The 25957-nt window shown below is 66.3% G+C and carries 27 protein-coding genes; 13 read left to right on the forward strand and 14 right to left on the reverse strand.

Annotation, left to right across the window (positions count from 1 at the left end; all coding sequences use genetic code 11):
• The first annotated feature begins 80 nt into the window (after positions 1-80).
• The 3 genes from V9L21_RS17845 to V9L21_RS17855 are packed head-to-tail and all read left to right on the forward strand — an operon-like array spanning position 81 to position 3728.
• Entirely contained in the window at positions 81-500 is a 420-nt protein-coding gene (locus V9L21_RS17845; RefSeq protein WP_337314110.1) for an organic hydroperoxide resistance protein, read from the forward strand.
• 32 nt (positions 501-532) lie between these two features.
• Entirely contained in the window at positions 533-1909 is a 1377-nt protein-coding gene (locus V9L21_RS17850) for an ATP-binding protein (RefSeq protein WP_337314112.1), read from the forward strand.
• A gap of 28 nt (positions 1910-1937) precedes the next feature.
• Complete coding sequence (locus V9L21_RS17855; RefSeq protein ID WP_337314114.1) at positions 1938-3728, forward strand: cytochrome c biogenesis protein DipZ; 1791 nt, start codon at positions 1938-1940, stop codon at positions 3726-3728.
• Between the two features lie 38 nt (positions 3729-3766).
• On the opposite strand, the gene V9L21_RS17860 is transcribed toward V9L21_RS17855, so the two are convergent.
• From V9L21_RS17860 to rtcR, 5 genes are all read right to left on the reverse strand, one after another.
• Positions 3767-4018, reverse strand: coding sequence for a hypothetical protein (locus V9L21_RS17860; protein ID WP_337314116.1), 252 nt, complete (start codon positions 4016-4018; stop codon positions 3767-3769).
• Between the two features lie 135 nt (positions 4019-4153).
• Positions 4154-5101 carry an ornithine cyclodeaminase family protein gene (locus tag V9L21_RS17865; RefSeq protein WP_337314118.1) on the reverse strand — a complete coding sequence of 316 codons (948 nt, stop codon included), beginning with the start codon at positions 5099-5101 and terminating at the stop codon, positions 4154-4156.
• A complete protein-coding gene (locus V9L21_RS17870; protein ID WP_337314120.1) occupies positions 5098-5574 on the reverse strand; it encodes an alpha/beta hydrolase in 477 nt (158 codons plus the stop codon). The genes V9L21_RS17865 and V9L21_RS17870 overlap by 4 nt, the downstream gene beginning before the upstream one ends.
• Positions 5519-5941 (reverse strand): alpha/beta hydrolase, encoded by a 423-nt coding sequence (locus tag V9L21_RS17875; RefSeq protein ID WP_337314123.1) that lies wholly within the window; start codon positions 5939-5941, stop codon positions 5519-5521. The genes V9L21_RS17870 and V9L21_RS17875 overlap by 56 nt, the downstream gene beginning before the upstream one ends.
• A gap of 33 nt (positions 5942-5974) precedes the next feature.
• Positions 5975-7585 (reverse strand): RNA repair transcriptional activator RtcR, encoded by a 1611-nt coding sequence (gene rtcR, locus V9L21_RS17880; RefSeq protein WP_337314125.1) that lies wholly within the window; start codon positions 7583-7585, stop codon positions 5975-5977.
• Positions 7586-8287: 702 nt separating this feature from the next.
• Between rtcR and V9L21_RS17885 the strand changes: the two genes are divergently transcribed.
• The 7 genes from V9L21_RS17885 to rtcA all read left to right on the forward strand — a co-directional run bounded on the left by V9L21_RS17885 (position 8288) and on the right by rtcA (position 15569).
• Positions 8288-9439: a slipin family protein gene (locus V9L21_RS17885; RefSeq protein ID WP_337314127.1), complete on the forward strand. Its 1152-nt coding sequence runs from the start codon at positions 8288-8290 to the stop codon at positions 9437-9439.
• 277 nt (positions 9440-9716) lie between these two features.
• Positions 9717-10718, forward strand: a complete 1002-nt coding sequence (locus V9L21_RS17890; RefSeq protein ID WP_337314129.1) for a hypothetical protein — start codon at positions 9717-9719, stop codon at positions 10716-10718.
• 9 nt (positions 10719-10727) lie between these two features.
• Positions 10728-11957 carry an RtcB family protein gene (locus V9L21_RS17895; RefSeq protein ID WP_337314131.1) on the forward strand — a complete coding sequence of 410 codons (1230 nt, stop codon included), beginning with the start codon at positions 10728-10730 and terminating at the stop codon, positions 11955-11957.
• 64 nt (positions 11958-12021) lie between these two features.
• Positions 12022-12675, forward strand: a complete 654-nt coding sequence (locus V9L21_RS17900) for a zinc-ribbon domain containing protein (protein WP_337314133.1) — start codon at positions 12022-12024, stop codon at positions 12673-12675.
• Entirely contained in the window at positions 12672-13643 is a 972-nt protein-coding gene (locus tag V9L21_RS17905; protein WP_337314135.1) for a ribonuclease Z, read from the forward strand. Before V9L21_RS17900 ends, V9L21_RS17905 begins: the two co-directional genes overlap by 4 nt.
• Before the next feature lie 34 nt (positions 13644-13677).
• Positions 13678-14535, forward strand: a complete 858-nt coding sequence (locus tag V9L21_RS17910) for a nucleotidyltransferase domain-containing protein (protein ID WP_337314137.1) — start codon at positions 13678-13680, stop codon at positions 14533-14535.
• On the forward strand, positions 14532-15569 hold the full coding sequence (gene rtcA, locus V9L21_RS17915) for an RNA 3'-terminal phosphate cyclase (RefSeq protein WP_337314139.1): 1038 nt from the start codon (positions 14532-14534) through the stop codon (positions 15567-15569). Before V9L21_RS17910 ends, rtcA begins: the two co-directional genes overlap by 4 nt.
• Positions 15570-15578: 9 nt before the next feature.
• On the opposite strand, the gene V9L21_RS17920 is transcribed toward rtcA, so the two are convergent.
• Both V9L21_RS17920 and V9L21_RS17925 read right to left on the reverse strand, forming a co-directional pair.
• On the reverse strand, positions 15579-15941 hold the full coding sequence (locus tag V9L21_RS17920; RefSeq protein WP_337314141.1) for an alpha/beta hydrolase: 363 nt from the start codon (positions 15939-15941) through the stop codon (positions 15579-15581).
• A 119-nt stretch (positions 15942-16060) separates the two neighbouring features.
• Positions 16061-17728, reverse strand: coding sequence for an adenylate/guanylate cyclase domain-containing protein (locus V9L21_RS17925; RefSeq protein ID WP_337314143.1), 1668 nt, complete (start codon positions 17726-17728; stop codon positions 16061-16063).
• A gap of 29 nt (positions 17729-17757) precedes the next feature.
• Here V9L21_RS17925 and V9L21_RS17930 point away from each other — a divergent pair, with 29 nt between their 5' ends.
• Complete coding sequence (locus V9L21_RS17930) at positions 17758-18507, forward strand: Crp/Fnr family transcriptional regulator (protein WP_337314145.1); 750 nt, start codon at positions 17758-17760, stop codon at positions 18505-18507.
• An 18-nt stretch (positions 18508-18525) separates the two neighbouring features.
• Here the strand turns inward: V9L21_RS17930 and V9L21_RS17935 are convergent, their stop codons facing one another.
• Entirely contained in the window at positions 18526-18999 is a 474-nt protein-coding gene (locus V9L21_RS17935) for a DoxX family protein (RefSeq protein WP_337314147.1), read from the reverse strand.
• A gap of 223 nt (positions 19000-19222) precedes the next feature.
• On the opposite strand from V9L21_RS17935, the gene V9L21_RS17940 reads away from it, so the two are divergent.
• A complete protein-coding gene (locus tag V9L21_RS17940; protein WP_258502288.1) occupies positions 19223-19981 on the forward strand; it encodes a sulfite exporter TauE/SafE family protein in 759 nt (252 codons plus the stop codon).
• Between the two features lie 15 nt (positions 19982-19996).
• Here the strand turns inward: V9L21_RS17940 and V9L21_RS17945 are convergent, their stop codons facing one another.
• The 4 genes from V9L21_RS17945 to V9L21_RS17960 form a co-directional block, all read right to left on the reverse strand.
• The gene (locus V9L21_RS17945) at positions 19997-20356 is read right to left on the reverse strand and encodes a DUF1428 domain-containing protein (RefSeq protein WP_281148333.1); all 360 of its coding nucleotides are present in this window, start codon (positions 20354-20356) and stop codon (positions 19997-19999) included.
• Positions 20357-20420: 64 nt separating this feature from the next.
• Positions 20421-21929 carry a DHA2 family efflux MFS transporter permease subunit gene (locus V9L21_RS17950; RefSeq protein WP_337314149.1) on the reverse strand — a complete coding sequence of 503 codons (1509 nt, stop codon included), beginning with the start codon at positions 21927-21929 and terminating at the stop codon, positions 20421-20423.
• 37 nt (positions 21930-21966) lie between these two features.
• Positions 21967-22386, reverse strand: a complete 420-nt coding sequence (locus V9L21_RS17955) for a VOC family protein (protein ID WP_337314151.1) — start codon at positions 22384-22386, stop codon at positions 21967-21969.
• Positions 22387-22404: 18 nt separating this feature from the next.
• Positions 22405-22839 (reverse strand): VOC family protein, encoded by a 435-nt coding sequence (locus V9L21_RS17960; RefSeq protein WP_337314153.1) that lies wholly within the window; start codon positions 22837-22839, stop codon positions 22405-22407.
• 127 nt (positions 22840-22966) lie between these two features.
• Between V9L21_RS17960 and V9L21_RS17965 the strand changes: the two genes are divergently transcribed.
• Entirely contained in the window at positions 22967-23629 is a 663-nt protein-coding gene (locus V9L21_RS17965) for a TetR/AcrR family transcriptional regulator (protein WP_337314155.1), read from the forward strand.
• Positions 23630-23653: 24 nt separating this feature from the next.
• Here the strand turns inward: V9L21_RS17965 and V9L21_RS17970 are convergent, their stop codons facing one another.
• Positions 23654-24145, reverse strand: coding sequence for a MarR family winged helix-turn-helix transcriptional regulator (locus V9L21_RS17970; RefSeq protein WP_337314157.1), 492 nt, complete (start codon positions 24143-24145; stop codon positions 23654-23656).
• Positions 24146-24185: 40 nt separating this feature from the next.
• Positions 24186-25943: an acyl-CoA dehydrogenase family protein gene (locus tag V9L21_RS17975; RefSeq protein ID WP_337314159.1), complete on the reverse strand. Its 1758-nt coding sequence runs from the start codon at positions 25941-25943 to the stop codon at positions 24186-24188.
• Positions 25944-25957 lie beyond the last annotated feature (14 nt).

Here is a 25957-nt window from a genome sequence, read left to right on the forward strand (position 1 = left end):
GCGGGTCGGCAGGGCAGGGGCAGCCCAACAATCCGTTCGTTCGCAAACCAACGTATGTCAACCTCCATCAAGGAATCACCATGACCCGCATCGAAAAAGTCCTCTACACCGGCAAGACCCACACCTCTTCGGGCGGCCGCGACGGCGAAGCGCGCAGCTCCGACGGCCGCCTGGACATCAAGCTCTCTTCGCCCGGCAGCGCCGGCGCTGGCACCAACCCCGAGCAACTGTTTGCCGCCGGCTGGTCCGCCTGCTTCATCGGCGCCATGGGCAAGGCGGCCGGCAAGATGAAAGTCACGCTGCCGCCCGACCTGGCTGTGGACGCCGAAGTCGACCTGGGCGTGGCCGGCAACGAGTACTTTCTGCAGGCGCGCCTGAACGTGAGCCTGCCGGGCCTGGACCGCGAAGTGGCACAAGCCCTGACCGACGCGGCGCACCAGACCTGCCCATACTCCAAGGCCACCCGAGGCAACATCGACGTTGCCATCAACCTGGTGTGACCCGGTCACGCCGCCCATAGAAGAAAGCGCCCATGCCCACTCCCGCGAACCTTTCTGCGAACACGGCCCGTGCCGCGAATGCCGCAAGTGCCGCCAAGGGGTGGCGCAGGCTGCTGCCGGATTCGCTGTTCTACCGCGTGACGCTGATCATCGTGGTGGGCCTGGCCGTTGCGCAACTGCTCACTTTCGCCGCGATTCGCTACGAGCGGAACATGGCGCTTCGCGAGCTGATGATGATCGGCATCGAGCGCGACATCGCCAGCTCGGTCGCCATTCTCGATCGCCTTCCCGCAGCGGAGCGCGCAAGCTGGCTCGATCGGCTGGAGCGGCGCAACTACCGCTTTGTGCTGGGCGGCAGCGCGGAGGGTACCGAGCCCGGCTCGCCCGCTTCGCGCCAGTTTGCCGCCGCCATCGTAGAAGCGATGCGCCCCTTCGAGATCGTCAAGGTGGGTGAGGTGGCCTGGCCGCCCGAGGGGCTGCAAATCCAGGTGCGGCTGGGTGACGGGTCTTCCGTGGTGGTGCATGCCAGGCGCGTGGGCATGCCTGTGTCGGGCTGGGTGATGTGGCTGCTTGTCGTTCAACTGCTGGTGCTGGCCGTTTGCGCCTGGTATGCGGTGAGGCTGGTCACGCGGCCACTTGCGCAGCTGTCCGCCGCGGCCGACGAGCTGGGCCCTGACCTCAAAGGCCAGGCGCTCGCGGAAGACGGGCCCAGCGAAGTCGCGCATGCGGCGCGCGCCTTCAACGCCATGCAGCAGCGCATCGCGGGCTACATGGCCGAGCGCGTCGAGATTCTTGCGGCCATTTCGCACGACCTGCAGACGCCCATCACGCGCATGCGCCTTCGCACCGACCTGATGGACAACGAGCACGACCGCGAGAAGTTCCGGCAAGACCTGGACGCCATGAACTCCCTTGTGCGCGAAGGCGTTACCTATGCACGCACGCTGCACGGCGCGACCGAGCCGCCGCTGCGCATCGATGCCGACGCGCTGCTCGAGAGCATGGTGGCCGACTACGAAGACGTGGGCCAGCAGGTGCGGCTCGAAGGCAAGGCCGGCGCGCCCATTGTGAGCCGCCCCAACGCGCTGCGCAGGATCTTGATGAACCTGATCGACAACGCGCTGAAGTTCGGCACCGACGTGCGCGTGCATGTGCATGCCGAGGGCGGCAAGCTGGTGGTTGCCGTGCTCGACAACGGACCGGGCATTCCGCCCGACGAGCTCGAGGCGGTGCTCAAGCCCTTCTACCGCGTCGAAAGCTCGCGCAACCGCAGCACCGGCGGCACCGGGTTGGGCCTGGCCATTGCGCACCAGCTTGCCATGGCCATGGGCGCCGAGCTCACGCTGAACAACCGCGCCGAAGGCGGGCTGGAGGCCCGGCTCACGCTGGGCGCCGCGCCCGCGCACTGAACACATCCTTTAACGGACGACCCCGATCATGCTCATCCTCCTCATTGCCTACCTGGGCGGGGTGCTCACCATATTGAGCCCCTGCATCCTGCCGGTGCTGCCTTTCGTGTTCGCACGCGCCGACCGTCCGTTTCGATCGCACGGCCTGCCGATGCTGCTGGGCATGGCGCTGGCCTTTGCCGCCGTTGCCACGCTGGCGGCAGTGGGTGGCGGCTGGATAGTTACGCTCAACGAATACGGGCGCTATGCCGCCATTGCGATGCTTGCGCTCTTCGGCGTCACGCTGCTGTTTCCGCGCATCGCAGACCGCATGAGCCGGCCCCTGGTGGCGCTGGGCGTGCGCATGTCCGAGCCGCAAGGCAATGCCATGCCGGGCTCCGTGTTCTCGCCGCTCATGCTGGGCGTGGGCACCGGCTTGCTCTGGGCGCCGTGCGCGGGTCCGATCCTCGGCCTCATCCTGACCGGCGCGGCGCTCAATGGCGCGAGCGTGGGTACCTCGCTGCTGCTGCTTGCCTATGCCGCGGGTGCGTGCACGTCGCTGGCGGCCGCGCTGCTGTTCGGCGGGCGCGTGTTCTCGGTCATGAAGCGGTCGCTGCATGGCGGCGAATGGGTGCGGCGTGCCGCGGGCGCGGCCGTGCTGGTGGGCGTGGGCGCCATCGCACTGGGGCTGGACACCGGCCTGCTTGCGCGCCTGTCGGTCGGCACCACGTCGGCGCTGGAGCAGGCGCTGGTAGACAAGATCAAGCCCGGCAAGCCGCATGGGGAGCCGGTCGCCGCGCAGGAAGACGCGGGCTTCGTGCGGGTGTCGGACAACCGCCCGGCCGCCGTGCCTGCGCGCGAACTCAGGGTGGAGGGCAACTTTCCTTCTCTTGACGGCGCCACCGAATGGATCAACTCCCCGCCGCTCACGCCGCAGGCGCTGCGCGGCAAGGTGGTGCTGGTCGACTTCTGGACCTATTCGTGCATCAACTGCCTGCGCACGCTGCCCTACCTCAATGCATGGGCCGAGAAGTACAAGGACGCGGGCCTCGTGGTGCTTGGCGTCCACACGCCGGAGTTCGCGTTCGAAAAACGCTCGGCCAACGTGCGCCGGGCGACCAAGGACCTGGGCATCGGCTTCCCCGTGGCCACCGACAACGACTACGCGATCTGGCGCGCCTTCGGTAATCGGGCCTGGCCCGCTTTCTATTTCATCGATGCCGAGGGACGCATCCGCCATCATCAGTTCGGCGAGGGCCGGTACGACAAGGCCGAACAAGTCATCCAGCAACTGCTGGCCGAGGCGGGGCAGGCCCGCGTTCCCGCCGGGCTGGTCGCTCCCTCAGGGCAGGGTACCCAGGCGCAGCCCGGCCCCGAGCCCGCCTTGTCCGGCGAAACCTACCTGGGCCACGAGCGCGCGCACGGTTTTGCCTCGCCTGGCGGCCTGGTGCGAGATCGTGCAAAGGTCTACCAGGCGGCTTCTTCGCTGCGCACCAACCAGTGGGTGCTGGCCGGCGACTGGACCGTGGAAGCCGAGCGCGCTGTGCTCAACAGTGCCAACGGCCGCGTCGCCTACCGCTTTCAGGCGCGCGACCTGCACCTGGTGCTCGGTCCGGCAGCTAATGGCAAGCCGGTGCGATTCAGGGTGCTGGTGGATGGCAAGCCGCCGCTGGCGGATCATGGCGCCGACACCGACGCGCAGGGCTACGGCGTGATCGATGCGCAGAAGCTCTATCAGCTAGTGCGCCAGGCCACCAATGGGACTGACGGGAAAGACAGGCTGTTCGAGATCGAATTTCTGGACGCGGGCGCGCAGGCCTACGCGTTCACCTTCGGCTGAACGTTGACGCGGCCCGGGCGGGAGGCAAGAAACGCTACTTACGCAGCCCAGGCGGTCAACGAAAGCCGCCGAAGCATGTCCGTCTGGCGCGACTCTTCGGCGTCCCGCAGGCTCTTGGCTGCACGGGCGGCCACGTAGGCCACGTACATCGTCTCGATGGCCTTGCCCCATTCGTGCATCTTTTGCGAGACCACGCTGGTCGACGATGCCGACAGGTCTTCGGCCGGGCAGGCGGGAACCTCGAAACCGGCTTTGCTGAGGATGGTGGCTTTCTGAAAAATGGTGAGCATGCGGCTGGCCTCTGGAATATGGGCATCAGATTAGCCTTGGCGCAAGACGCGTGCCATCAGCCGCTTGACGTATGTGTTTGTCAGTAAATGGCTATCCATCCCGGCAAACAGCCGCAGTTTTCTAGGCCTTAAGCCTTAGGCTGGCGCCGATTCGGCATGGCGCCACACCAGCGTGGCGGCCGTCAGGTCTTCGAGCGCGCTGCCCACGGCCTTGAAAACGGTGCGCTCGCCGCTGTCCGTGCGGCCCGCGCGCTCGCCCCGGCAGAGTGCGGCAAGCGTGCCCTGCACCTCATCGGCGCGCAGCGTGCCGGCCGCCATTGCGTCGAGCAGTTCGCCCGCTTTCTGCAATGCCTCGGTGGTGTCGATGAAGGTGCGGGCGCCCGCGAAGCAGCGCACATCGGCCTCGCGCATCGCGGGGGTGAAGCTGCCGATCAGGTCCAGGTGCGAGCCCGCGCTCAGCCATTCGCCGCGCACCAGCGGCTCGGTCGCGAGCGTGGCGCAACTCACGATGTCGGCGTGGCGCGCGGCTGCTTCGAGCCCGGTGACGGCGCGGGCGTTGAAGCCCTCTGCGCGCCACTGCGCGGCCAGGGCCTCGGCGCCTTCGGGCCGGTGGTTCCACACCTGCACCTCGTCGATGGGCCGCACGCTCGCATGCGCGGCAGGCAGCAGCCTTGCGATGCGCCCGGTGCCCACCACCAGCAGCCGGCGTGCATCGGCCCGCGCCAGAAACGCTGCGCCCAGCGCCGATGCGGCCGCCGTGCGGCGCGCGGTGAGCTCGTTGCCGTCCATCATCGCCAGCGGCACGCCGGTGCGCGCGTCGTACAGCACATAGGTGGCATGCAGGCCGGGCAGGCCACGCGCGCCGTTGCCCGGAAAGACATTGATGGTCTTGATGCCGAGGAACCCCGCATCGCTCCACGCCGGCATGATGAGCACGGTGCCCTTGTCGCCGCCGGCCGTCTCGATGCTGTGCACATGGCGCGGCGGCACCTGCGCCTCGGCCGCGAAGGCGGCGCGCAGCGCAGGTACGAGCCGTGCAAAAGCCAGCGGCTCGCGGGTGGCGGTTTCGTCGAAGTGCTTCATGGTTGCCGTGGTTGCAGCGCAGCGTCGAAAAATTCGACCAGTGCGCGCTGGTAAGTGGTGCTAAAGCGATGGGTCATGGGCTCCAGATGAGCGGCACCGGCCACTTCGATCAGCCGCTTGGGCTCGCGTGCGGCCTCGAGCAGGCGGCGCGAATGCGAATGCGGAATCACCGCATCGGCCGTGCCATGGATGAGCAGCAGCGGAATCGGCGAAACGGCCGCAATGTACTTCGATGCGGCATATTCGTCGCTTACCAGCAGGCCGGCGCCCGGGAGCTTTTCGCTGGCAATCGATGAGTACGAATAAAAGGTCGCTTCGATGGCCGCTGCCTTCACCCCGGCCCGGTTGCCTGAACCCACCGCGGCCACCGCATTGGTGCCGCCGAGGCTCTGGCCGAAGACGAAAAGGCGCCCGGGGTCAATGTCGGCGCGCGAGCGCACATGGTCCAGCGCGGCATTGGAATCCTCGAACACGCCCTTGGGCTCCCGGCTTGCCTTCGGACTCGCCGTAGCCGCGGTAGTCGAACACGAACACGTTGAAGTCCTGCTTCGGCAGCCAGGCCACAAAGCGCCAGTGCGCGGACATGTTCTGCGCGTTGCCGTGGAAGTGCACCACCGTGCCCTTGGCATCCTTCGGGTTCTGGCGGCTCGCGGCGGGAATGAACCAGCCGCTCAGGCGCGTGCCGTCGGCGCTGGCAAATTGCACCGCCTCGTAGCGCAGCCCGAGCGCATCGGGCGTTTCGTAGCGCACCCGGTCGGGGTAATAGAACATCGACTGAACACAGCCGGTAAGGAACACGGGCAGCGCGAGCAAGGCCAGTTTCCAGTTCATGGGTGTCATGCGCGGGGTGTCGCCATTCCGGCGGAGGATAGCTCAGCCCGCGGCAATGCGGCTCCATTCGAGCCCATGCTTTGCCAGGTACTTCCGGAGCCGGTCGGCGTCGTTCACCACGCTGCGCTGCGCGCGCGACGCCTGGAAAAGCTGGCGCCCCGCGTCCGACAGGCTGCGCGAATCACGGCACACACGCACCACCGCCTCCAGCTGCAGCCGGTCGAACAGGTCGAGCGCCGCCGCGCGCTCATCGCCCAGCAGAGCGTCCAGGTCCACGTCTTCGGCGCCACCGCCAGCGGTTTTCGGGCTCTCGCGGTTCCACAGCCAACGAAGCCGTTCAATCTCGGCTTCGACCAGCGCGACCGGAATGCGCCCGCCGTCCGCCAGCGTGGCCAGCCGCGTCACGCTGGCCGAGAGGTCGCGGAAGTTGCCGCACCACAGCGCTTCGGCGCTTTGCGCAAACCGCAGGTAGGCCGCGCGGGCCTCGGCGTTGAAGCGCACCACGCGGTGGTTCTCGGCCGCGTGAATGGCCAGCAGGTGGTCGATGTTGGGCTCGATGTCTTCCGGCCGCTTGGCCAGGCCCGGCAGGTCGTAAGTCCAGAGGTTGATGCGCGCGAACAGGTCTTCGCGAAAGCGACCGGCCGCCACGTCGCTGCGCAAGTCGCGGTTGGTGCCGGCAATGAGTTGAAAGTCGCTCTCCACTTCCTTGTCGGCACCCACGGGGAAGAAGCGCTTCTCTTCGATGGCCTTGAGCAGCATCGCCTGTTCATCGAGGCCGAGCTCACCGATCTCGTCCAGAAAAAGCGCGCCCTGGTGCGCCGTGCGCAGCAGGCCCGCGCGCTCGCCCGCCGCGCCGGTGAATGCGCCCTTCTTGTGGCCGAACAATGTGGATGCGGCGCCGTCGCCCCGCAGCGTGGCGCAGTTCACTTCCACGAACGGCCCCGTCATCTGGTGCCGCGCCTGCTTGAGCTCGAACATGCGCCGCGCCAGAAAGGACTTGCCCGCACCGGTCGGCCCCACCAGCAAGATCGGCGCGCGCGATCGCACCGCCACGCGTTCGATCTCGTCGATGAGCGCATTGAAGCGCGCATTGCGCGTGGCGATGCCGCTCTTCAGGAAGGCCACCGCATCGCGCTGCTCGGCATCGAAGCGGCGCGCAATCGCGTCGTAGCGCGACAGGTCAAGGTCGATCAGCGCCACCTCGCCCGGGTTGCCCGCGCGCTGCCGCTTGGGCGGCGAGGTCTGCGCCAGCACGCCCGGAATCACCCGCGATTCGGCCAGCAAAAACATGCAGATCTGAGCGACGTGCGTGCCGGTGGTGATGTGCGTCCAGTACTGCTCGCGTTCGGCGTCGAAGGTGTAGGTGCGCGCCCAGTCGTACAGGCGCGCGTACACCTCGCCGAAATCCCACGGGTCTGCCAGGTCGAGCGGCACCAGGTTGACCGTGGTCTCCGGCGACACGGTGGCGATGTCGGCCTTCACCACCTCGGCCAGCGCCTTGTGCTTGAGCGTGTAGAGCAGCTCCATGCGCGAGATGACCATGTCCTCGTGCTGCGCAAGCGAGACGGTGGGGCGCCACTTCTCCCAGCGGCCGGTGCCTTGGCCGGCATCGAGCTGGGTGCCGAGAAAGCCGATGACGACGATTGGCTTCATGGATATTGATCTAGCTAAATTTATAAATTCTTTGGAAATCTTATCAGGTGTGAGAGCTGAGGCAAGGAGCCGGAGAATTGAATTTTTCTTTACAAATCAATGACTTGTGCTGTACCTGTCCCTCGGGTTGAGTGATTTTTCGCAAGCTGGCACGCCTGCTGCAATAGATAACCCGTCCGGATGCAGTTCATCCGCTCGCAGGTGCCGCATGAAAGCGGCCCGGTGCCGCAGGCCAGACCTGTCTTGGGCTCGCGGTATGCCGCTGTTGAACTGGCTGGCGACTGAACTTGATTCAGTTCTGCTCATGGTTGAGCACCGTGCTAACCACATGGCGTTGCGGGTTCGATTCCCGCGAAAAACCTGGCAGTGCTTGCACTGCCATCTGTTGGGGCGAAAGCCCCCCGCCCCGGCACACCGGAGCGATGGCGCAGGGCCGACAAAGCCCTGCGGCGCGCGACACCGTGCCAAGCGCAGGCGGCTTGCGCACCGCGTGTGCGGAAAGGAACTGCGTGCAGTCATCGACGGCGAGGGAAGTGACGGCGTTGCACATGCGACACCGGGAGGCATCCACCGAACCGCGCGACCGCTGCACGTCAGCCCTGGCCCACCGCAGTGCCCGCCGCCTGCCCTTTCGAGGGCCTGGATTGAATGAATGAACGAACGAATCGAATAACTGAACCGAACAACGAGTGGGAGAAAAAAATGCTGGGTTTCAATCAATACACGATCAAGAAGAACGAACGCGCGCTGCTGCTGCGCAATGGCGACTTCGAGCAACTGCTCGGCCCGGGCAAGCACCGCGTCTTCTCGGCTTTCGACACCATCAAGCTGGAGCGCTTCTCGCTTGCCGAGCCGTCGTTCGAGCACGAGCTGGCCGACTACTTCCTGGCGCGCGAGCCCGAGCTGGTCGAGCGCGAGTTCGTGCACGTTTCGCTCGGCGAGACCCAGGTCGGCCTGCGCCATGAAGACGGCGTGCTGGTGCAGATCCTGCCGCCTGCCACGCGCAAGCTGTACTGGCGTGGGCTGCGCGAGCAGCGGGTTGAGGTGATCGACGTGGCAGGCGATGCGCGCCTGCCGGCCGAACTGCTGGCCAAGCTGCAGAGCGTGGCCTTGCGTCCGCGTGCGGTGCAGGGGCTTGAAGGCGTGCTGCTGGTGCAGGTGCCCGAGTTTCATGCCGGCGTGTTGACGCTCGAGGGGCAAATGCAGGCAATGCTGCCGCCGGGAAACCACGGTTTCTGGCGCTTCAACCGCCAGGTGGCCGTGACTTGCGTGGACCTGCGTTCGCAGATCGCCGAGGTAAGCGGCCAGGAAATCCTAACCCGCGACAAGGTGGGCCTGCGACTGAACCTGTCGGCCGTGTGGCGCTTCGTCGATGTGCGGCAGGCGATGGCGCAGATGCCGAAGCCGGCCGATCATGTGTACCGCGAGCTGCAGTTCGGCCTGCGCGCCGCAGTTGGCGAGCAAACGCTCGACGCGCTGCTGGAGAACAAGGCGGCCATCGACCAGACGGTGCTGGCGCAAGTGCGCGAGCGGCTGGAGGGTTCGGGCGTTGCGCTGGAAAGCGTGGGCGTGAAGGACATCATCTTGCCCGGCGAGATGAAGACCATCCTCGCCCAGGTGGTGGAGGCGGAGAAGTCGGCCCAGGCCAACGTGATCCGCCGCCGCGAGGAAACCGCGGCCACGCGCTCTCTGCTGAACACGGCCAAGGTGATGGAGGGCAACCCCGTCGCCTTGCGCATGAAGGAACTCGAAACGCTGGAACGCGTGGCCGAACGGATCGACAAGATCTCAGTGGTCGGCGGTCTGGACCAGGTGCTCAACGGGCTCGTGACGCTTCGGCCGAACGGTTCTTGAGCGAACAGAGAAAAGAGATACGGGCACGCAGGCACAGAAGGGAGCGCCACTGCCAAAAATGTTGTTATTGCCGGCAGTCCGGGTAGCACCGGATGCGGCGGGCAAGCCGGTCGACGAGCAAGGTTGAGGATGCAGGTGCTGGCTCCGATGACGGGTCTGTCACTGGCGCGCGTTTCCAATCGTCGACTGGGCCATCGGATTCAAACACCATGGTCGCCGTATTGATGTGGGTTCGAATCCCACCGTGTCCACCAATTTTGTTAAGTAGATATTGACCATGTACAAGCTGAATGCACAGGAAGTCGCCTCCACTTTTCAGGAAAGTGTGGATGGAATCGCAACTGATCTTATTCGTTCGCACGCTCTTAAATTTAGCCAAGAGATTGAGAGTCTGAGCTCACCACTATTTCGATGGCTGGAGTTCAGACTTCGCTACGTAGACCCTTCTCCGCGCCGGACCGTCTTTTCCGACAATTTTCCCGTTTCTCAACTTCCCGTAAAAGCACAAGAGGGCCTCAGTCAGTTGATTCGCGTGATGGAGGAGGGTAGAGATATCAATCCCTATCAGGGACGTGGCCTTCTCAAACATGATGTGAGTCGCGAACTGCGCGGAAACAGGACTGACTTGCTGTGGGCCGACTGGGGAATTACCCACTTCCATCTCGATGCAACACCGATTCCTTCAGACCGATATTTTTCGTTTCCGGCCGACTATCTTGCTTTCTGCATTGTCGATGCCGAGTCTGTTGTCTTTGTCGATGTACTGAGGCATCCCAACGGAGACGGGTTCAGCGATTTTTCGCTGCTCGAAACCGTTCATCGGAACTGGCCGGCGTACATGGAGAGGTTCAAGCTGAAAGGAGTCTTGCCGGGTAGTCGTTTGAGTCAATCGGAGATCCATTCCCTTAGAGAGGGAGGACTCAGTCCATTCATTGTTCTCGGTGACTCGATGTACGCGTCCCCCGGAATGGGAATAACCAGTGCGTCCACTCCGACGAAGGTGACTTTGATCATGAACCGACTGCGTGAGACGGTTGACGAACTGTCGCGGTTCGTATCCGAGGGAGATGGTCAAGTAGCGAAAACTTTGCAAGGTATTGATGCGGGTGCGCCGATTCTTTCCCTCTGCGCTACAGAAAGAGGCCTTGTTGTGTATGACGAGACTTCAAAGGTTGCCTTTTCGCTCTCTAAGTTGCCGGGTATGGAAGAGGTTTGCGATCTGATGGTGCCGTCGTGGGCTATTGAAAAACTACTGGCGAATGTCAGCCTCAACAGTTGAAAGAAGATTATGGAAATCAAGAAGAACTACAAACTGCACCAAGTAGCCAACGGCGTCCCCGTAAAAATGTGGACGAACGGCGTGCCCGTGGAAGACGAGGCGCAAAAGCAGCTCGAGAATGCGGCGCGCCTGCTCATCGTGTTCAAGCACATCGCGGCCATGCCCGACGTGCACTACGGCATCGGCGCGACCGTGGGCTCGGTGATCCCGACCTTCAAGGCCATCATCCCGGCCGCAGTGGGCGTGGACATCGGCTGCGGGATGATGGCCTGCAAGACCACGCTGAACGCGCGCGACCTGCCCGACAACCTGGGCCCGCTGCGTTCGGCGATCGAGAAGGCCGTGCCGCACGGATCGAACCCCAAGCGCATGGGCCGCGACAAGGGCTCGTGGGAAACGCCGCCCGACGAAACCGATGCGGCCTGGGCCAAGCTGGTGGATGAGTTCGACCTGATCTGCGAGGACTACCCGCGCATCAAGAACACGAACAACCACAAGCACCTGGGCACGCTGGGTACCGGCAACCACTTCATCGAGGTGTGCCTCGACGAAGCGGGCGCGGTGTGGTTCATGCTGCACTCGGGTTCGCGCGGCGTGGGCAATGCCATCGGCACGCACTTCATCGAACTCGCGAAGAAGGACGCCGAACTGCACCAGCGCAACCTGCCGGACCAGGACCTGGCGTACTTCGAAGAAGGCGCCAAGTACTTCGGCGACTACGTGCGCGCGGTGGGCTGGGCCCAGAAGTTCGCGCGTGCCAACCGCGAGGTGATGATGCAGCGCGTGGTCGCGGCCGCGCGCAAGGTCATTGCCAAGCCGTTCGAGGCGCATGTGGAAGCGGTGAACTGCCACCACAACTATGTGAGCCGCGAGACGCACTTCGGCGAAGACGTGCTCGTCACGCGCAAGGGTGCGGTAAGCGCCAAGGCGGGCGAACTCGGGATCATTCCGGGCAGCATGGGCGCCAAGAGCTACATCGTGCGCGGAAAGGGCAACCCCGAGAGCTTCATGAGCTGCAGCCACGGCGCCGGTCGCAAGATGAGCCGCACCAAGGCGAAGAAGCTCTTCACCATCGCCGACCAGATCGCCGCGACCGAGGGCGTGGAATGCCGCAAGGACGCCGACGTGATCGACGAGATTCCGATGGCCTACAAGGACATCGACGCTGTGATGGAGGCGCAGAAAGACCTGGTCGAGGTGGTTTACACGCTCAAGCAGGTGGTTTGCGTGAAGGGTTAGAAACCCGCGCTGGTCTGAGGATGGAGGGCGCGGGCGTGTGCAACGGCAATCAAGTAGACAAACAATGAAAAGCAACAAGCAACGCCGCGCCGAAATCAAGGCGCATCGCCTCGAACGCGCCGCCGCGCTGAAGGTGCAACTCCGCGCGCAGGACGCCCGTCAGCTCTCGGCGGGCGGACTCGTGCCTGGCATGGTCATGGCCGACAAGTCGCGGCTTGCGCACTACAACACCACTTTCGGCGAGGTGCCGGATTTCTATCTCGACCAGGCTTTCACATGCCGCGATTGCCGCGCCCAGGAGGTGTGGACGGCGAAGCAGCAGAAGTGGTGGCATGAGGTTGCGCAAGGCTCGGTGTACAGCCACGCCGTGCGATGCCGTGCATGCCGGCATGCCCGCCGGGCCCTGCGCGATGCGGCGCTTCGGAACGAAGGTGCGAACCTGCTGGGCGAGGAGGTAGGCCGGCTGCGTGCGCTCGCCATGCAAAAGCCCGGCGCCGACGCGCTCGCGCAGGTGGAGGCTGCATTGCAAAGCAAGTGGCGCAGCCTGCGCGTGGTCGCCATTGAAGTCATGGGATGCTGGGGCGGCGCTGAACAGATTGCGCAGCTGGAGGCTATGGTGGCCGCCCGCCCAGGCGGACAGAACCATCGTGTTTGGGAGCGCGAGGCGGCGGACGCTGCAGCCAAGGCGCTGCGTCGTCTGGTGGAGCTGCGGCAATGATGTTGAAGCTCACCTTCCTGGGCACGTCCTCAGGAGTCCCCACGCGCCAGCGCAACGTCTCCGGCCTTGCGGTGCAGACCGTGCTCGGCACCGACTGGTTCCTTGTCGATTGCGGCGAGGGCACGCAGCACCGGCTGCAGCAGACCCGGCTGTCATTGCACGACATGGCGGCGGTCTGCATCACGCATGTGCACGGTGACCACTGCTACGGCCTGCCGGGCCTGCTCGCGAGCGCGGGCATGGGCAAGCGCACCAGGCCGCTGAAGCTGATTGCGCCGCTGCCGGTGTGGCAATGGTTCGAAGCGACGCGCCGGTTGACGGACCTGCATCTGCCGTACGAAGTGGAGCATGTCGACCTTGAAACCGGGGCGCTGGTGTACGAAGCCCCGGGCTTACGCATCGAGCGCCATGTGCTGCGGCATCGGGTGCCTAGCCACGCCTACCGCGTGCAGGTCGAAACCCGGCGCGTGCGGTTGAAGGCCGATGCGCTGCGTGCCGCCGGCCTGCCGCCCGGCCCCGCATGGCGCGCGCTGCAGAACGGCGAAGACGTACCTTTCAACGGCGCGGTGCTGCGCAGTGCCGACTTTGCGGAGACGCAAATCGACACGGCAAGCGCGGTGCTTGGCGGCGACAACGCGGAGCCTGCGCTGCTGCGTGCGGCCTGCGAAGACGCTCAACTGCTGGTGCACGAGGCCACCTACACGCAGGAGGCGCTGGACAAGGTCGGCCCCGGGCCCATGCATAGCTCCGCGCGCCTGCTGGCGGAGTTTGCGCAGTCCGCCAAAGTGCCCAACCTGGTGCTGACGCACCTGAGCCCGCGCCACCAGAACGAAGAGGGAGTGGCGGCGCTGATGGCGGAAACCCAGGCCCACTACAGCGGCCACGCGTTCCTGGCCAACGACCTGGACGTTTTTGAACTCGACAGCGCCGGCAACGTGGCTGTCACCCGTGCCCGATCGGATGAATGAGAGCATCCGGCGGCAAGAAGAAGATTTTTCATCCATGAGCAACCAAGAAGAATTCCTGCGCTCGGCGCACCCCATCGATCCCGCCATGCGCGTGCAGATCATGGATGCCCTGCGCGACATCGAAACGCGCCATGACGTGACGGTGCTGTTCGCCTGCGAATCCGGCAGCCGCGGCTGGGGTTTTGCCTCGCCCGACAGCGACTACGACGTGCGCTTCATCTACGTGAACCGCCTGCCGTGGTACCTCACGGTCACGCCGCGCCGCGACGTGATTGAAGTGCCGATCAGCGGCGACCTCGACATCAACGGCTGGGACCTGCGCAAGGCGCTGGGCCTGATGCGCGAGTCGAACCCCACGCTGCTCGAATGGCTGCGCTCGCCGGTGGTGTACCGCGAAGACGAAGCGGCCATGCCGCGTTTTCGTGCGCTCTCGGAGGCGGTGTTTTCCAATGCGCGCGGCTGGCATCACTACGCGTCGATGGCGAAGAAGAACTTCCGCGAGCACCTGCAGGCTGACGAGGTGCGCTACAAGAAATACCTCTACGTGCTGCGCCCGCTGCTGGCCGCGCGATGGATCCGTACGCAGCCCGGCGTGCCGCCGATGCGCTTTGCCGACCTGGCGCAGAAAACGCTCGACCCCGTGCGCGACGCCGCGCTGATCGAAGAAATCAACGCGCTGCTCGAAGTGAAGATGCGTGCCGGCGAAGCCGCGACGAGCCCGCGCTGGTCGGGCATTCACGCGTTCATCGAAAGCGAGCTGGCGGCCAACGCGGCCGAACCGATCACGCCGCTGCCGCAGGCCGAGGGTGCGGGGCTCGATGCGTTTCTTTGCGAGACCGTGCTGCGCTTCGACGCGGCCGCTTCCGGTGCAAAGAAAGGAGGCCTCGCATGATCGAACTCGACGGCTCCCAAGGCGAGGGCGGCGGCCAGATCCTGCGCACCGGCCTTGCGCTGTCGGCGGCGACGGGCCAGCCTGTCGCCATCGAGAAGATTCGCGCAGGCCGCGCCAAGCCGGGCCTGATGCGGCAGCATCTCGCCTGCGTCAACGCCGCGGCCGAGATCAGCGGCGCGCAGGTTGAAGGGGCCGAACTCGGATCGCAATCGCTGCGCTTCGTGCCCGGCCCGGTGCGTGCGGGTGAATACAGCTTCACGATTGCGAGCGCAGGCAGCTGCATGCTGGTGCTGCAAACGGTGCTGCCGCCGCTGTTGCTGGCCGGTGCGCCGAGCCTCGTGCATCTGCGCGGCGGCACGCACAACCCGATGGCGCCCCCGTTCCACTTTCTGGAGCGCGCCTTTGCGCCGCTGGTGCGCCGCATGGGCGCGGACCTGCAACTGGTGCTGCGCCGCTGCGGCTTTTATCCCGCCGGCGGCGGCGAGGTCGATGCGACCATCGTTCCGTCGGCCGACGGGCTGAAGCCCTTCGACCTCGTCGAACGCGGCGTGCTGCTGTCAGGCCATGCCGAGTGCCTGGCGCCGGGGCTGGCACGGCACATTGCCGCCCGCGAGCTGGAAACGCTGGGCAAGGCGATGGGCTGGTCGGGCGAGCAACTGCGCGTTGGCACGGCGCGGCAGAACGAGGGGCCGGGCAACGCGCTGCTCGCCACGCTGGCCTACGAGCACGTGACCGAGGTTTTCACGGCCTTCGGCGAAAAGACGCTCAGCGCAGAGCAGGTGGCGCATGCACTGGTAAGGGAGCTGCGCGACTTCCAGAAGAGCCAGGCGGCCGTGGGGCCGCATCTGGCCGACCAGCTGGCGCTGCTGCTGGGCTTGGCCGCATGGCAAAGCGGCGGTGCCGGCACCTTTACGTGCAGCGAGGTGACCGAGCACACGCGAACCAACTGCGCCGTGATCGAGCGCTTTCTGCCGGTGCGCTATGCCATCGAAGAAGCCGCGGACGCGGCCACCGTGAAGGTGGCGCGGGCCTGAGCGGGGGCCTTACAGGCCGGCTTGCTGCGTGAACGAAACGGCGGGCTTGCTGTAAGCCGATGGCACCTGGTCGCGGTAGAAGGAGGCGCGGTTGTCCAGGAGGTTCTGCAGCGGATCGCGCGCGGCGGCCACGGCCTGGGCGTGCACCGCATTGCGGTCGAGCGAGGATTGGACGGCCACCACGCCTTCGGCGGCGCTGTCCGAATACGTGTTGCCGCCGCGTGCGGCGGCCACGGCTTCGGCCTGCACGTCCACACGGTTGGCGTACGACGTGAGGGCCTGCACGCCTTCGTAGGTTTCGGCATGTGCACCCGCGGCGCCCAGCATGGCGAGTGCGGCGGCGGAAACGGCGATGAGTTGCTTCGTGTTCATGGTGAGAGTCCCCTTGACTGAAAGTGGTGTGGTCGGCGGACATTCGTCGTTGCCACAGATGCAGTGTGAAACTGCGCCGCGGCCTGCGCTGTGCGTTTGCGCACCGCTTTTGGCAACTGCTACAGGGGCGCTGCCGAGGGGGCGTGCTGCGAACAGATCACCGCAAGCGGTTCGGAACGCCCACGCACCACCAGTGTGTCGACCTGCTCCGCGGCGTGCGCAAGGCCGGCCTGCTGCGCCGCGAACAGAGAAACTACCAGCCGCGATGAGGCCACCTTGGAATGGTCCTGCAGCCGGCTTGCCGTGTTGACCACTTCGCCGATGGCGGTGAAGGTGGTCGTGTCGAGGTAGCCCACTTCGCCCACTGCCGCGCGCCCGGCGTGCAGGCCCATGCCAAAGTCCAGCCGCTGGCCGAACTGGGCCTCGAAGCCTTCGCTCCAGGCGTCCATGCGCTCGCCGATGAGCTCTGTCGCGCGCAGCGCCTGGCGGCATGCGGTGGGCAGGTCGGTCTCGAGTCCGAAGATCGCCATCACGCTGTCGCCGATGAACTGGTTAGGCACGCCGCCGCTTTCGCGCACGGCGGCACCCACCGTCGCAAAGTAGCGGTCGAGCACATAGGCCAGGTCGAATGGCCATTGCCTCTCCGACAAGCCCGACCAGCGCCGCAGGTCCACGAACAGGATGGCCACGTCGTGCTCGCGGCCGAAGCTGCTGACCGGCGCGGGCCGTCCGCCGTTGGGCGGTGGCGCAAACAGCGGAGTGACCTCGATGTCGCCGCGCGGCCGCAGCTGGCAGGCGAGCCGCACGTCGTTGGGCGCACGCACACGCTCCAGCGTCCGTTGCTCGTCGCGGCCGGGCTCGCCGATGTGTTCGGCGGGGCCGAGCACGCGCACGCGGCATGTCGAGCAGCGCGCCCGGCCGCCGCACACCGAAAGATGGGCAATGCCGTGCGAGCGGCTTGCTTCCAGCACGCTCCAGCCGCGCGGCACTTGCACGGTGCGGCCGGGGTAGCGCAGCAAAATCGAAGGCCCGCGCGGCCGGCGCGCGAACCAGTTGCGCGCTCCATAGGCTGCCAGCAGGGCGGCCAGGCCGAGTGCGTAGAAGAACTTGATGCTGGTTTCCGCGGCGTCGAGTGCCCGGCCCTGGGCCGGCGTCGGCAGCACTGCGGGCGGCACGCCGGTCCACTGGAACTCGCGCCCTATCGAAACGAAGCCCATCGCCGCGGTGAGCGGCAGCACGACCGCGAAGGCCAGGAGCAAATGGGAGAAACGGCGGTAGCCCGGCCGTGCCCGCAGCGCAAAGTGCATGCCGATGCAGCCATGGGTCCAGGCCGCGAACATCATCGCGAGCTGTGCGCTTGCGCCCGGCAGGCTCCACAGCCCCCAGACCACGCGTACATAGGAACCTTCGATGCCGTAAGCCTGGTGGGCGCCGCGCATGGCCGTCAGGTGCGCGGCCATCAGCAGCGGCAGCGCGAATCCCAGCAGTATGCGAAGACCCTCGAGCGGCGGCATGCGCAGCGTGCGGCGCTCCCACAGCGCGGCCACTGCAAGTGCCAGGTGAACGGTGGCGGCACCGTACAGCAGCAGCGTGCCCGGCAGGCCGTGCCAGAAGTGCTGCACGCCGCGCAGCACCGTCTCGGCCGCGGCAAAGGAGACGATGCCCAGCGAATGGTTGAGCAAATGCGCCGTCACATAGGCCATCAGCACGAGCCCGCTCGCCCAACGGAGATTGCGCCGGGTCGGCAGTCTCGGCAAAAAAGGGGCTAGAGGGGAACGTCTGTCCATGAACGGGTTCGAAGGGGCACCCGAGCATAATGCGCGCGCCCCTCTCACCCGGCATGGCCCCAACCACTCCTTCGACCACTCTTCGCTCCAGCCTTGCGCTGCGCCGCATCGCGCTGCTCGAGGGCCTTTCCGACCAGCGGCTGGACCTGCTCGCGCAGCAGTGCCTGTGGCACAGCGTGGAGGCCGGCAAGCCGTTGCTGCTGCGCGCCGAACAGCAAGGCGACGTGTTCCTGCTGGTTTCGGGGCGGGTGCGGGTGACCACCTATTCTGCCAACGGCCGGCAGGTCACCTTCAGGGATTCGGAAGCCGGCGAGCACTTCGGCGACATTGCCGCCATCGACGGCGGGCCGCGCTCCGCCGACGTGGTCACGCTCGAACCCAGTGTGCTCGCCAGCCTGGACCGGCTCTCCTTCATGGCCCTGCTGCGCGACGAGCCGGTGGTGGCCGAGCGCGTGATGCAGCGGCTCGCTTCACTGGTGCGGCAGCTGTCGGAACGCGTGATCGACCTGAGCACGCTGGGTGTGCAGAACCGCTTGCATGCCGAGCTGCTGCGGCTCGCACGGATCGCAGGCGTTGAAGGCAACCAGTCGAGGCTCGACCCGGCGCCCAAGCACGCGGCCCTGGCCAGCCAGATCAGCACCAACCGCGAGCAAGTGACCCGCGAACTCAACGTGCTGGTGCGCAGCGGCGTGCTGCGCAAGGACGGCAAGGCCCTGCTGGTGGCCGACGCCGCGCGGCTCGAGCGCATGGTGTCGCAAGTGCGCGGCGACGCGGGTTGAGCCAGCGGCCTGGCCGAATCAGTTCCAGCGTCCGCGCAGGCCTGCCAGGCTGAAGCGGCCCGCGCCCAGCAGCACCACGGCCAGCGCGCCGAACAGGTACAGGCCCTGCAGTTCGAGCGCCCAGCCGCCCTGCTTGGTCAGGGCGAACAGGTCGGCCATGTGCACCAGGCCGAAGGCCGCAAGCATGTTGATGACGACCACGCCGGCGGCGGCGCGGGTCCAGAAGCCGGCAATCATGAGCAGCGGCGCCGCGATCTCGCCCACGTACACCAGGTAAGCCAGCCCGCCCGGAAGGCCGGCCTTCACCAGCATGGCGCTGACGAAGCCCACGCCGGCCGAGATCTTGAAAATGCCGTGCAGCAGCACGAGCACGCCGATGGCCACGCGCAGCAGCAGCTTGCCGGAATCGTCCAGCGTGGCGGGCGAGGGAGAAGCGAACGAAGATGCGATCGGCGCACGCGCGGAGTCGGCGGCTACGGCCTGGGTGTTCATGGCAGATCCTTGAGGAAAGTTGAAAGCCCGCCGCGGAGTGCGGCGGTTGCGGTTCCAGTGTGCGCAGCCGCGGCCGGCGCGGCTGTGCGTTTACGCACACGTTTGCACAGGTGCCCGAAGAATCCTGCAGGCCCGACGCCGTCCTGCTACGCTTGCACCGCCCGCCACACGGCGGGCTTTTTTCTGCGCCGCCACACGGCGGGCTTTTTCTGCGCAGCCTTCCATGCTCTTTCCTGTCATCACCGATCCGCATTTCTATGCGGTTGCCGTTCCGGCCGTGCTGTTGCTCGGCATCAGCAAGAGCGGGTTCGGCGCCGGCTTCGGTTCGCTCGCGGTGCCGCTGATGGCGCTCGCGGTCACGGTGCCGCAGGCCGCGGCCATCCTGATGCCGCTGCTGCTGTTGATGGACTTGCTCGGGATTGCCGCCTTCCGGCGCGACTTCGACCGGGCTTTGCTCAAGTTCCTGGTTCCGTTCGGGCTGCTCGGCACGGTCATCGGCACGCTGCTGTTTCGAACGCTTTCGGCGCCCACCGTGGCGGGCATCGTCGGCGTGTTCACGCTGCTGTTTCTTGCGCAGCGGCTGGTGTTTCCGCCCAAGCCGGACGACCCGCTGCCTTCGCGCGCCGTGGGCGCGGCGCTCACCGCGGTGTCGGGTTTCACGAGCTTCATTGCCCACGCCGGCGGGCCGCCCATCAACGCCTATGTGATTCCGCTGCGGCTCAAGCCGGTGGTGTTCACGGCCACCATGGCCTACTTCTTCTTCGTGGTGAACCTGAGCAAGTGGATTCCGTACGCCTGGCTCGGCCTCATCGACCTGCGCACCCTGGCCACATCGGCGGTGCTGATGCCTCTTGCGCCGCTCGGCGTGTGGGTCGGCATTCGCATTGCGCGGCGTATCAGCGCAACGTGGTTCTACCGCTTCCTGTACCTCGGCATGCTGCTGACCGGGCTCAAGCTCGTCTACGACGGGTTTCTTGCCTGAGCCCGGCGCGCCCGGTCAGAACTCGACGATCGACTTGAACCCGCCGAAAATCATCCGCTTCGCATCGAAGGGCATGGTCTTCGGGTCCATCGCGGCAATGCGCGGGTCGGCCATGACCTTGGCGTTGACCGTGTCGCGGTGCTTGCGCGACTTGTAGACGATCCACGAGAAGGCCACCGTTTCGTCCGCCTTCTGCTTCACGCTCTGCGGAAACGAAGTGAACTTGCCGGGTTTCACATCGTCGGCGATGCACTCCACGTATTCGAGCGCGCCGTATTCCATCCAGATCTTGCCGGCCTTGCGCGCCAGCTTGCGATACGCCTCGACGTTGTTCGAGGGAACGGGAACCAGAAAGCCATCGACATAGCGAGCCATTGGAAGTCTCCTTGAAAGAAACGGAAAGTAGAAAAGAAAGGCGGGCCGCCGAATGGGCGAGCCCTCAAGACGCCGCCGCACGGTTTGCCGTGCTTGCGGATGCCGCGGCCTCTTCGTTGTTGATGTTGTTGTTGCTGTTGTTCTTGTCGTTCTGAGTCGACCCCGGAGATGCGGTGCGAAGCAGCAAGGCGCCGAGCAATCCCGCCACCGCCGCAAACACGGCGCCGACAAGAAACGCAAGGTTGTAGCCGCCGGTGAGGGCAAGAGGCAACTGCGCCCCGGCTGCCTGCATGGAGCCGGTTCGCGCCGCGGCGGCACTGGCCAGCACCGCGAGCCCGAGTGCGCCGCCCATCATGAAGGCGGTGTTGACCACGCCGGAGGCAAGGCCCGAGTCGGCCGGGTCGACCTCGCTCATGGCCGCGAGCAGCACCGGGTTGAACGCCATGCCCGCGCCCAGGCCGAGCAGCATCATCCCGGGCAGCACGTCGACGACAAAGCTGCCGTTGACGGGCGCGCGCGCAAAGAGCGCAAGGCCGATGGCCGCGAGCCAAAGCCCGGCCGCGAGCGGCTTGCGGATGCCGAAGCGCATCACCAGCTTGGCCGAGAGGCCGAGCGAGAACACCGCCATGATGATGTTGGCCGGCAGGAAGGCGAGGCCGATCTGCATTGGCGTGTAGTTCAGCACCAACTGCATATACAGCGCGGAAATGAAGAACCACGCGAACATCGCCGCCGCCCACAGCACGCCCACCACGTTGGCGACCGACACGCTGCGCAGGCGAAAGAGGCCCAGCGGCATCAGCGGGTGCTGCACGCGCGCCTCGATGGTGATGAAGATCGCGAGCAGCACCACCGCAGCACCGAGCAGGCCCAGCGTTTGTGGGGAGCCCCAGCCGGCTTCGTTGCCGTTGACCACGCCGTAGACAGCGAGCATGAGCGACAACGTGACGGTGACGGCGCCGGCCACGTCGAGCTTTTCGCCGTGCGCCTGGCCACGCGCATTGGGCAGCAGCGCCACGCACAGCGCATACACCGCCACGCCGATCGGCAGGTTCACCAGGAAGATCCAGTGCCAGCTCAGCGAACTCGTGAGCAGCCCGCCCAGCAGCACGCCGATGCTGCCGCCGCCCGCGCAGACGAATCCGTACACGCCCATCGCCTTCGCGCGGTCGGCCGGTTCGGTGAACAGGTTCATGATGAGCGAAAGCGAGACGGCCGAGACCACCGCGCCGCCCAGCCCCTGCACCGCGCGCGCCGCAATCAGCACGCCTTGCGAGTTGGCAATGCCGCAGGCCAGCGACGCGAGCGTGAAGAGCACGAGGCCGACGAGGAAGAGCCTGCGGTGGCCGCACAGGTCGCCGAGCCGACCGCCCAGCAGCAGGAAGCCGCCGAAGGTCAGCATGTAGGCGTTCACTACCCAGACCAGCGAGGTCTCGGTGAAGCCCAAGTCGGTGCGGATCGAAGGCAGCGCCACGTTCACGATCGTGGTGTCGAGCACGATCATCAGCACGCCGAGGCACAGCACCATCAATGCGAGCCAGCGCTTCCGGTTGTTGTCGAGTGTGTCGGTCATGAAGAAAGATTCCCTGCAGATTGCGAGTGAGGTTGTTTCAGACCAGCGGCTTGCCGCCGTTGATGAGCCACGGCGTGCCGAAGCGGTCGGTCACCATGCCGAAGCCCTCGACCCAGAAGGTCTTCTCGAAGGGCATGGAGACGGTGCCGCCCTCGGCGAAGGCGTCGAACACGCGGCGCGCTTCGGCAACGGTGTCGAGCGTCAGCGCAACGCCGAAGCCCTTCATGCCTTCGTAGGCTTGGCCGGGCATGGTGTCGGAGGCCATGAGCATGCCGTCGCCGTACACAAGGGAGGCATGCATGATGCGTTTCTTGGCGTCGGCAGGCATCTGCTCGGTACCGGGCGCTTCGCCGATGGTCATCATCATCTGCATGGTGCCGCCGAGCGTCTTCTCGTAGAAGCGCATGGCTTCGGCTGCATTGCCGTCGAATGTGAGGTAAGCGTGGATGGGAGACATGGTGTTTCCTTTCGGTGATTACTTTTCGGCGTCCACCACCAGCATCCAGCCAATGCCGAAGCGGTCGGTGAGCATGCCGAAGCTCGAGCTGAAGAAGGTCGGCGTCAGCGGCTGCATCACCTGTCCGCCGTCGGCCAGCGCGCCGAACCATTGGCGCGCCTCGGCGTCTGTGCTGGCACTGAGGGCGAGCATGATGCCCTTGAATTCCGCCTGGCCGGAACACCGTCCGTCGGAAGCCATCAACTCGGTTTCGCCGATGCGCAAGACGGAGTGCATCACCTTGTCGGCGGCGGGCATGCCGCCGGCGCAACCTGCTTCGGCTTCGCCCGCCGGCATTTCGGGCGCATCGCTGTAGCGCATGAGCTGCACGACTTCGGCGCCGAGCGCCTTCTTGTAGAACGCGATGGCTTCGTCGCAGCGGCCTTCGAACGACAGATAAGACTGGACTTTCATGGCAGATCCTTTGGACTGAGGAGGAAAGGGTGCGCAGAAGACCTGCGCGAGTACGGAATACCTAGTTTGTGTACACCGTCCACAAAGAATAGCAGACATAATGGACACTGTCCACATGGAGATTCCGATGAGCCCCCCCGTCGTCCCGCCCGCACCCGTTCCGCCTGCCGCCCGAAGTACTTACCGGCATGGCGACTTGCGACGGGCGCTGCTCGAAGCGGGCGTGGAGCTGGCGCGCGACGGCGGCCCCGATGCGGTGGCGCTGCGCGAGGTAACGCGGCGCGCGGGCGTGGTGCCCAACGCGGCGTACCGGCACTTCGCGAGCCGGCGCGAGTTGCTGCTTGCGGTGCGCGCGGCGGCGCTCTCGGCGGCCGCCGTCTCCATGGAAAAGGAACTGGCGGTGCTACCCCGCGAACAGCCGCCGCTGGACTTCGCACGGGCGCAGGTGCGGGCCATCGGTACGGCCTATCTGCGTTTTGCGCAGGCGGAGCCGGGGCTTTTTCGCACGGCTTTCGTGGTGTCGTCTGAAGATGCCGAAGGCGAGGTGGGCCCGGCGAGCGTGGGCGCCAGCGGGATGGGGCCCTTTCAGCTGCTGGGCGCCGCGATCGACCGGCTCGTGGAGGCGGGCGCGCTCGAGGCTTCTCGCCGGCCGGATGCCGAATACCTGGCCTGGTCGGCCGTGCACGGGCTGGCACTGCTGATCATCGACGGGCCGCTGAAAGGCATCGGCGCCGAAGCCGCCCACACGCTCGGGCAGCGCCTGATCGACATGGTGGAGCGCGGCCTCTAGCCGCAGCTCCCCGGAGGCGGAGGGCTACAGGTAGATCTTCTGCAGCAGCCGGATCAGCGTTTCGCGCTCGCGCGCCGTGAGCCGTGCGCTGGCATCGGCCTCGAGCTGCGTCACCGTCTGCTCGGCCTCGCGGATCAGCTTGTCGCCCGCTTCGGTGAGATGCAGGCCCACGGCGCGGCCGTCGTGCGGATGCGGCTTGCGCTCGATGAGCCCGCGGCTGTCCAGCGTGGCCACCAGGCTCACCAGGTTGGGCGGCAGGATGTCGAGCGCGTTGCACAGCTGGCGCGACGTGGCGCCCGGGTTGTGCGCCAGCAGAGATAGCACCGAAAAGTCGATCTGCTTGAGCCCGTAAGGCGCCATGCGTTCGGCGAACACGCCGCTGATGATCAGCCAGGCGCGGCGCGCGTTGTAGCCGACCAGGGCTTCGAGCATGCGGGCGTCGAGCTGGTCGGACTTGCCGTTGCCGGGCGCTGCCGGCTCTGCCTTGGCGGAACTGTTCTTGGATGGACGAGGCATGGCCCGAGCGTAACCCGCGGCCGGCCCGGCCGGCGCGCCGTCAGCTTGAAGCAGCGGGGGTTTTTGCGGCGTCGTGCGACATGGCAACACTCTCGCAGGCGCGCTTGACGATGCCCAGCCGCATTTCGAACTCGGGCAGCACCCAGCGCCGGAATGCCGCCGCCGGGCCGGCCCTGGCGGCGCGCTCCGCATCCGATGCCTCGGTCGCATCGATGCGCGCCCAGGCCCAGGCCATCAAGGTGAGCATTACCACCCGCAGGTAGTCGTCGGCCACTTCGTAGGGCAGCACGGGGTCGGCATGCGCGGCCATGGCAATGGTGGTGCCCAGGTAGCGCAGCTGCGCGAGCCGGCGTTGCACGTCGGCATCGGCCTCGCGCGAAGCATCGAGCGTGTCGCGCAGTTCGATCAGCACGGCCGACATGGCGGCGCCGGCGTCGGGCAGCACCTTGCGCACCAGCAGGTCGATCGCCTGGATCTCGTTGGTGCCCTCGTAAATCATGGTGACCCGCGCGTCGCGCACGATCTGCTCGATGCCCCATTCGCGCACGTAGCCGTGGCCGCCGAACACCTGCAGGCATTCGCTCGCGCCATGGAAAGCCTGCTGCGTGCAGGCGGCCTTCAGCACCGGGGTGACCAGCGAACACCAGCGCTGCGCACGGTCGCGCGCCTTGGCGTCGGCGTCGTGCGTGGCCACATCGAGCATGAGCGCGGTGCGGTAGGCGAGCGTGCGGCCGGCCTCGACCCACGCGCGCTGCGTGTCCAGAATGCGCCGGACGGCGGGGTGTTCTGCAATCAGGTCGGCGGCTTCGCTGCCGCGGCTTGCGGGCACCGCGCCGGGCGCGCGCATCTGGCGGCGCTCCGCGGCGTAGGCATCGGCCTTCTGCCAGGCGGCATCGAGCAGCCCGACGCCCTGCAGCGCCACATGCAGGCGCGCCGCATTCATCATGACGAACATCGCGGCCAGGCCGCGGCCCGGCTCACCGACCAGCCAGCCGGTGGCTTCGTCGAAGCGCATGACGCAGGTCGGGCTGCCGTGCAGGCCCATTTTTTCTTCGATGCGTTCGCAGTGCACCGCGTTGCGCGTGCCGTCTTCCAGCTGCTTGGGCACCAACACCAGCGACAGGCCCTTGGGCCCGGCGGGCGCATCGGGCAAGCGGCAGAGCACCAGGTGCACGATGTTCGGCGTCAGGTCGTGCTCGCCACCTGAAATGAAGATCTTGCCGCCGCTCACGCGACAGCTGCCGTCGGCCTGCGGCACGGCGCGCGTGCGCACCTGGCCCAGGTCGCTGCCCGCATGGGCTTCGGTCAGGCACATGGTGGCGAGCCATTCGCCGCTGGCGATCTTCGAAAGGTAGCGGGCCTTCAGTTCGTCGCTGCCGTGATGCTTGAGGCAGGCATAGGCGCCGTGCAGCAGGCCCGGCGCCATGGTGAACCCGTGGTTTGCTGCGCTCAGCCATTCGTAGAGGATGGCTTCGAGCACGGTCGGCAAACCTTGGCCTCCGTCTTCCGGCGCCGCCGAAAGGCTGGGCCAGCCGCCGTCGACCAGTGCCCGGTAGGCCTCGCGAAAGCCTGGCGGCGTGGTGACTTCGCCTTGGCTGAAACGGCAGCCGATCTCGTCTCCACCCCGGTTCGATGGCGCCACCGCCTCGGCCACGAAGCGTGCCGCTTCCTCCAGCACCTGGGCCTGCAGCGCCTCGTCGACTTCGGCAAAGGGCGCGAGCGCGCCCAGCCGCACAGGCGCATCGAGCACCGCGTTCAGGATGAATCGGCTGTCTTCGGGGCGGGGGCGGTAATCCATCGAGATATCAGGAA

It is taken from the genome of Variovorax sp. CCNWLW235, from assembly GCF_037204085.1.
Classification (GTDB): Bacteria; Pseudomonadota; Gammaproteobacteria; order Burkholderiales; family Burkholderiaceae_C; genus Variovorax.

What these genes read in the sequence shown, in the direction of transcription:
- V9L21_RS17950 (WP_337314149.1), bottom strand. Translation starts at nt 21,929, where the DNA reads ATGACCGACACACTCGACAACAACCGGAAGCGCTGGCTCGCATTGATG.
- V9L21_RS17930 (WP_337314145.1), top strand. Translation starts at nt 17,758, where the DNA reads ATGCGCGCGCCCCTCTCACCCGGCATGGCCCCAACCACTCCTTCGACC.
- V9L21_RS17910 (WP_337314137.1), top strand. Translation starts at nt 13,678, where the DNA reads ATGAGCAACCAAGAAGAATTCCTGCGCTCGGCGCACCCCATCGATCCC.
- V9L21_RS17935 (WP_337314147.1), bottom strand. Translation starts at nt 18,999, where the DNA reads ATGAACACCCAGGCCGTAGCCGCCGACTCCGCGCGTGCGCCGATCGCA.
- V9L21_RS17970 (WP_337314157.1), bottom strand. Translation starts at nt 24,145, where the DNA reads ATGCCTCGTCCATCCAAGAACAGTTCCGCCAAGGCAGAGCCGGCAGCG.
- V9L21_RS17865 (WP_337314118.1), bottom strand. Translation starts at nt 5,101, where the DNA reads ATGAAGCACTTCGACGAAACCGCCACCCGCGAGCCGCTGGCTTTTGCA.
- V9L21_RS17905 (WP_337314135.1), top strand. Translation starts at nt 12,672, where the DNA reads ATGATGTTGAAGCTCACCTTCCTGGGCACGTCCTCAGGAGTCCCCACG.
- V9L21_RS17850 (WP_337314112.1), top strand. Translation starts at nt 533, where the DNA reads ATGCCCACTCCCGCGAACCTTTCTGCGAACACGGCCCGTGCCGCGAAT.
- V9L21_RS17855 (WP_337314114.1), top strand. Translation starts at nt 1,938, where the DNA reads ATGCTCATCCTCCTCATTGCCTACCTGGGCGGGGTGCTCACCATATTG.
- rtcA (WP_337314139.1), top strand. Translation starts at nt 14,532, where the DNA reads ATGATCGAACTCGACGGCTCCCAAGGCGAGGGCGGCGGCCAGATCCTG.
- V9L21_RS17875 (WP_337314123.1), bottom strand. Translation starts at nt 5,941, where the DNA reads ATGACACCCATGAACTGGAAACTGGCCTTGCTCGCGCTGCCCGTGTTC.
- V9L21_RS17960 (WP_337314153.1), bottom strand. Translation starts at nt 22,839, where the DNA reads ATGAAAGTCCAGTCTTATCTGTCGTTCGAAGGCCGCTGCGACGAAGCC.
- V9L21_RS17895 (WP_337314131.1), top strand. Translation starts at nt 10,728, where the DNA reads ATGGAAATCAAGAAGAACTACAAACTGCACCAAGTAGCCAACGGCGTC.
- V9L21_RS17975 (WP_337314159.1), bottom strand. Translation starts at nt 25,943, where the DNA reads ATGGATTACCGCCCCCGCCCCGAAGACAGCCGATTCATCCTGAACGCG.
- V9L21_RS17885 (WP_337314127.1), top strand. Translation starts at nt 8,288, where the DNA reads ATGCTGGGTTTCAATCAATACACGATCAAGAAGAACGAACGCGCGCTG.
- V9L21_RS17965 (WP_337314155.1), top strand. Translation starts at nt 22,967, where the DNA reads ATGAGCCCCCCCGTCGTCCCGCCCGCACCCGTTCCGCCTGCCGCCCGA.
- V9L21_RS17955 (WP_337314151.1), bottom strand. Translation starts at nt 22,386, where the DNA reads ATGTCTCCCATCCACGCTTACCTCACATTCGACGGCAATGCAGCCGAA.
- V9L21_RS17945 (WP_281148333.1), bottom strand. Translation starts at nt 20,356, where the DNA reads ATGGCTCGCTATGTCGATGGCTTTCTGGTTCCCGTTCCCTCGAACAAC.
- V9L21_RS17845 (WP_337314110.1), top strand. Translation starts at nt 81, where the DNA reads ATGACCCGCATCGAAAAAGTCCTCTACACCGGCAAGACCCACACCTCT.
- V9L21_RS17900 (WP_337314133.1), top strand. Translation starts at nt 12,022, where the DNA reads ATGAAAAGCAACAAGCAACGCCGCGCCGAAATCAAGGCGCATCGCCTC.
- rtcR (WP_337314125.1), bottom strand. Translation starts at nt 7,585, where the DNA reads ATGAAGCCAATCGTCGTCATCGGCTTTCTCGGCACCCAGCTCGATGCC.
- V9L21_RS17940 (WP_258502288.1), top strand. Translation starts at nt 19,223, where the DNA reads ATGCTCTTTCCTGTCATCACCGATCCGCATTTCTATGCGGTTGCCGTT.
- V9L21_RS17920 (WP_337314141.1), bottom strand. Translation starts at nt 15,941, where the DNA reads ATGAACACGAAGCAACTCATCGCCGTTTCCGCCGCCGCACTCGCCATG.
- V9L21_RS17860 (WP_337314116.1), bottom strand. Translation starts at nt 4,018, where the DNA reads ATGCTCACCATTTTTCAGAAAGCCACCATCCTCAGCAAAGCCGGTTTC.
- V9L21_RS17925 (WP_337314143.1), bottom strand. Translation starts at nt 17,728, where the DNA reads ATGGACAGACGTTCCCCTCTAGCCCCTTTTTTGCCGAGACTGCCGACC.
- V9L21_RS17890 (WP_337314129.1), top strand. Translation starts at nt 9,717, where the DNA reads ATGTACAAGCTGAATGCACAGGAAGTCGCCTCCACTTTTCAGGAAAGT.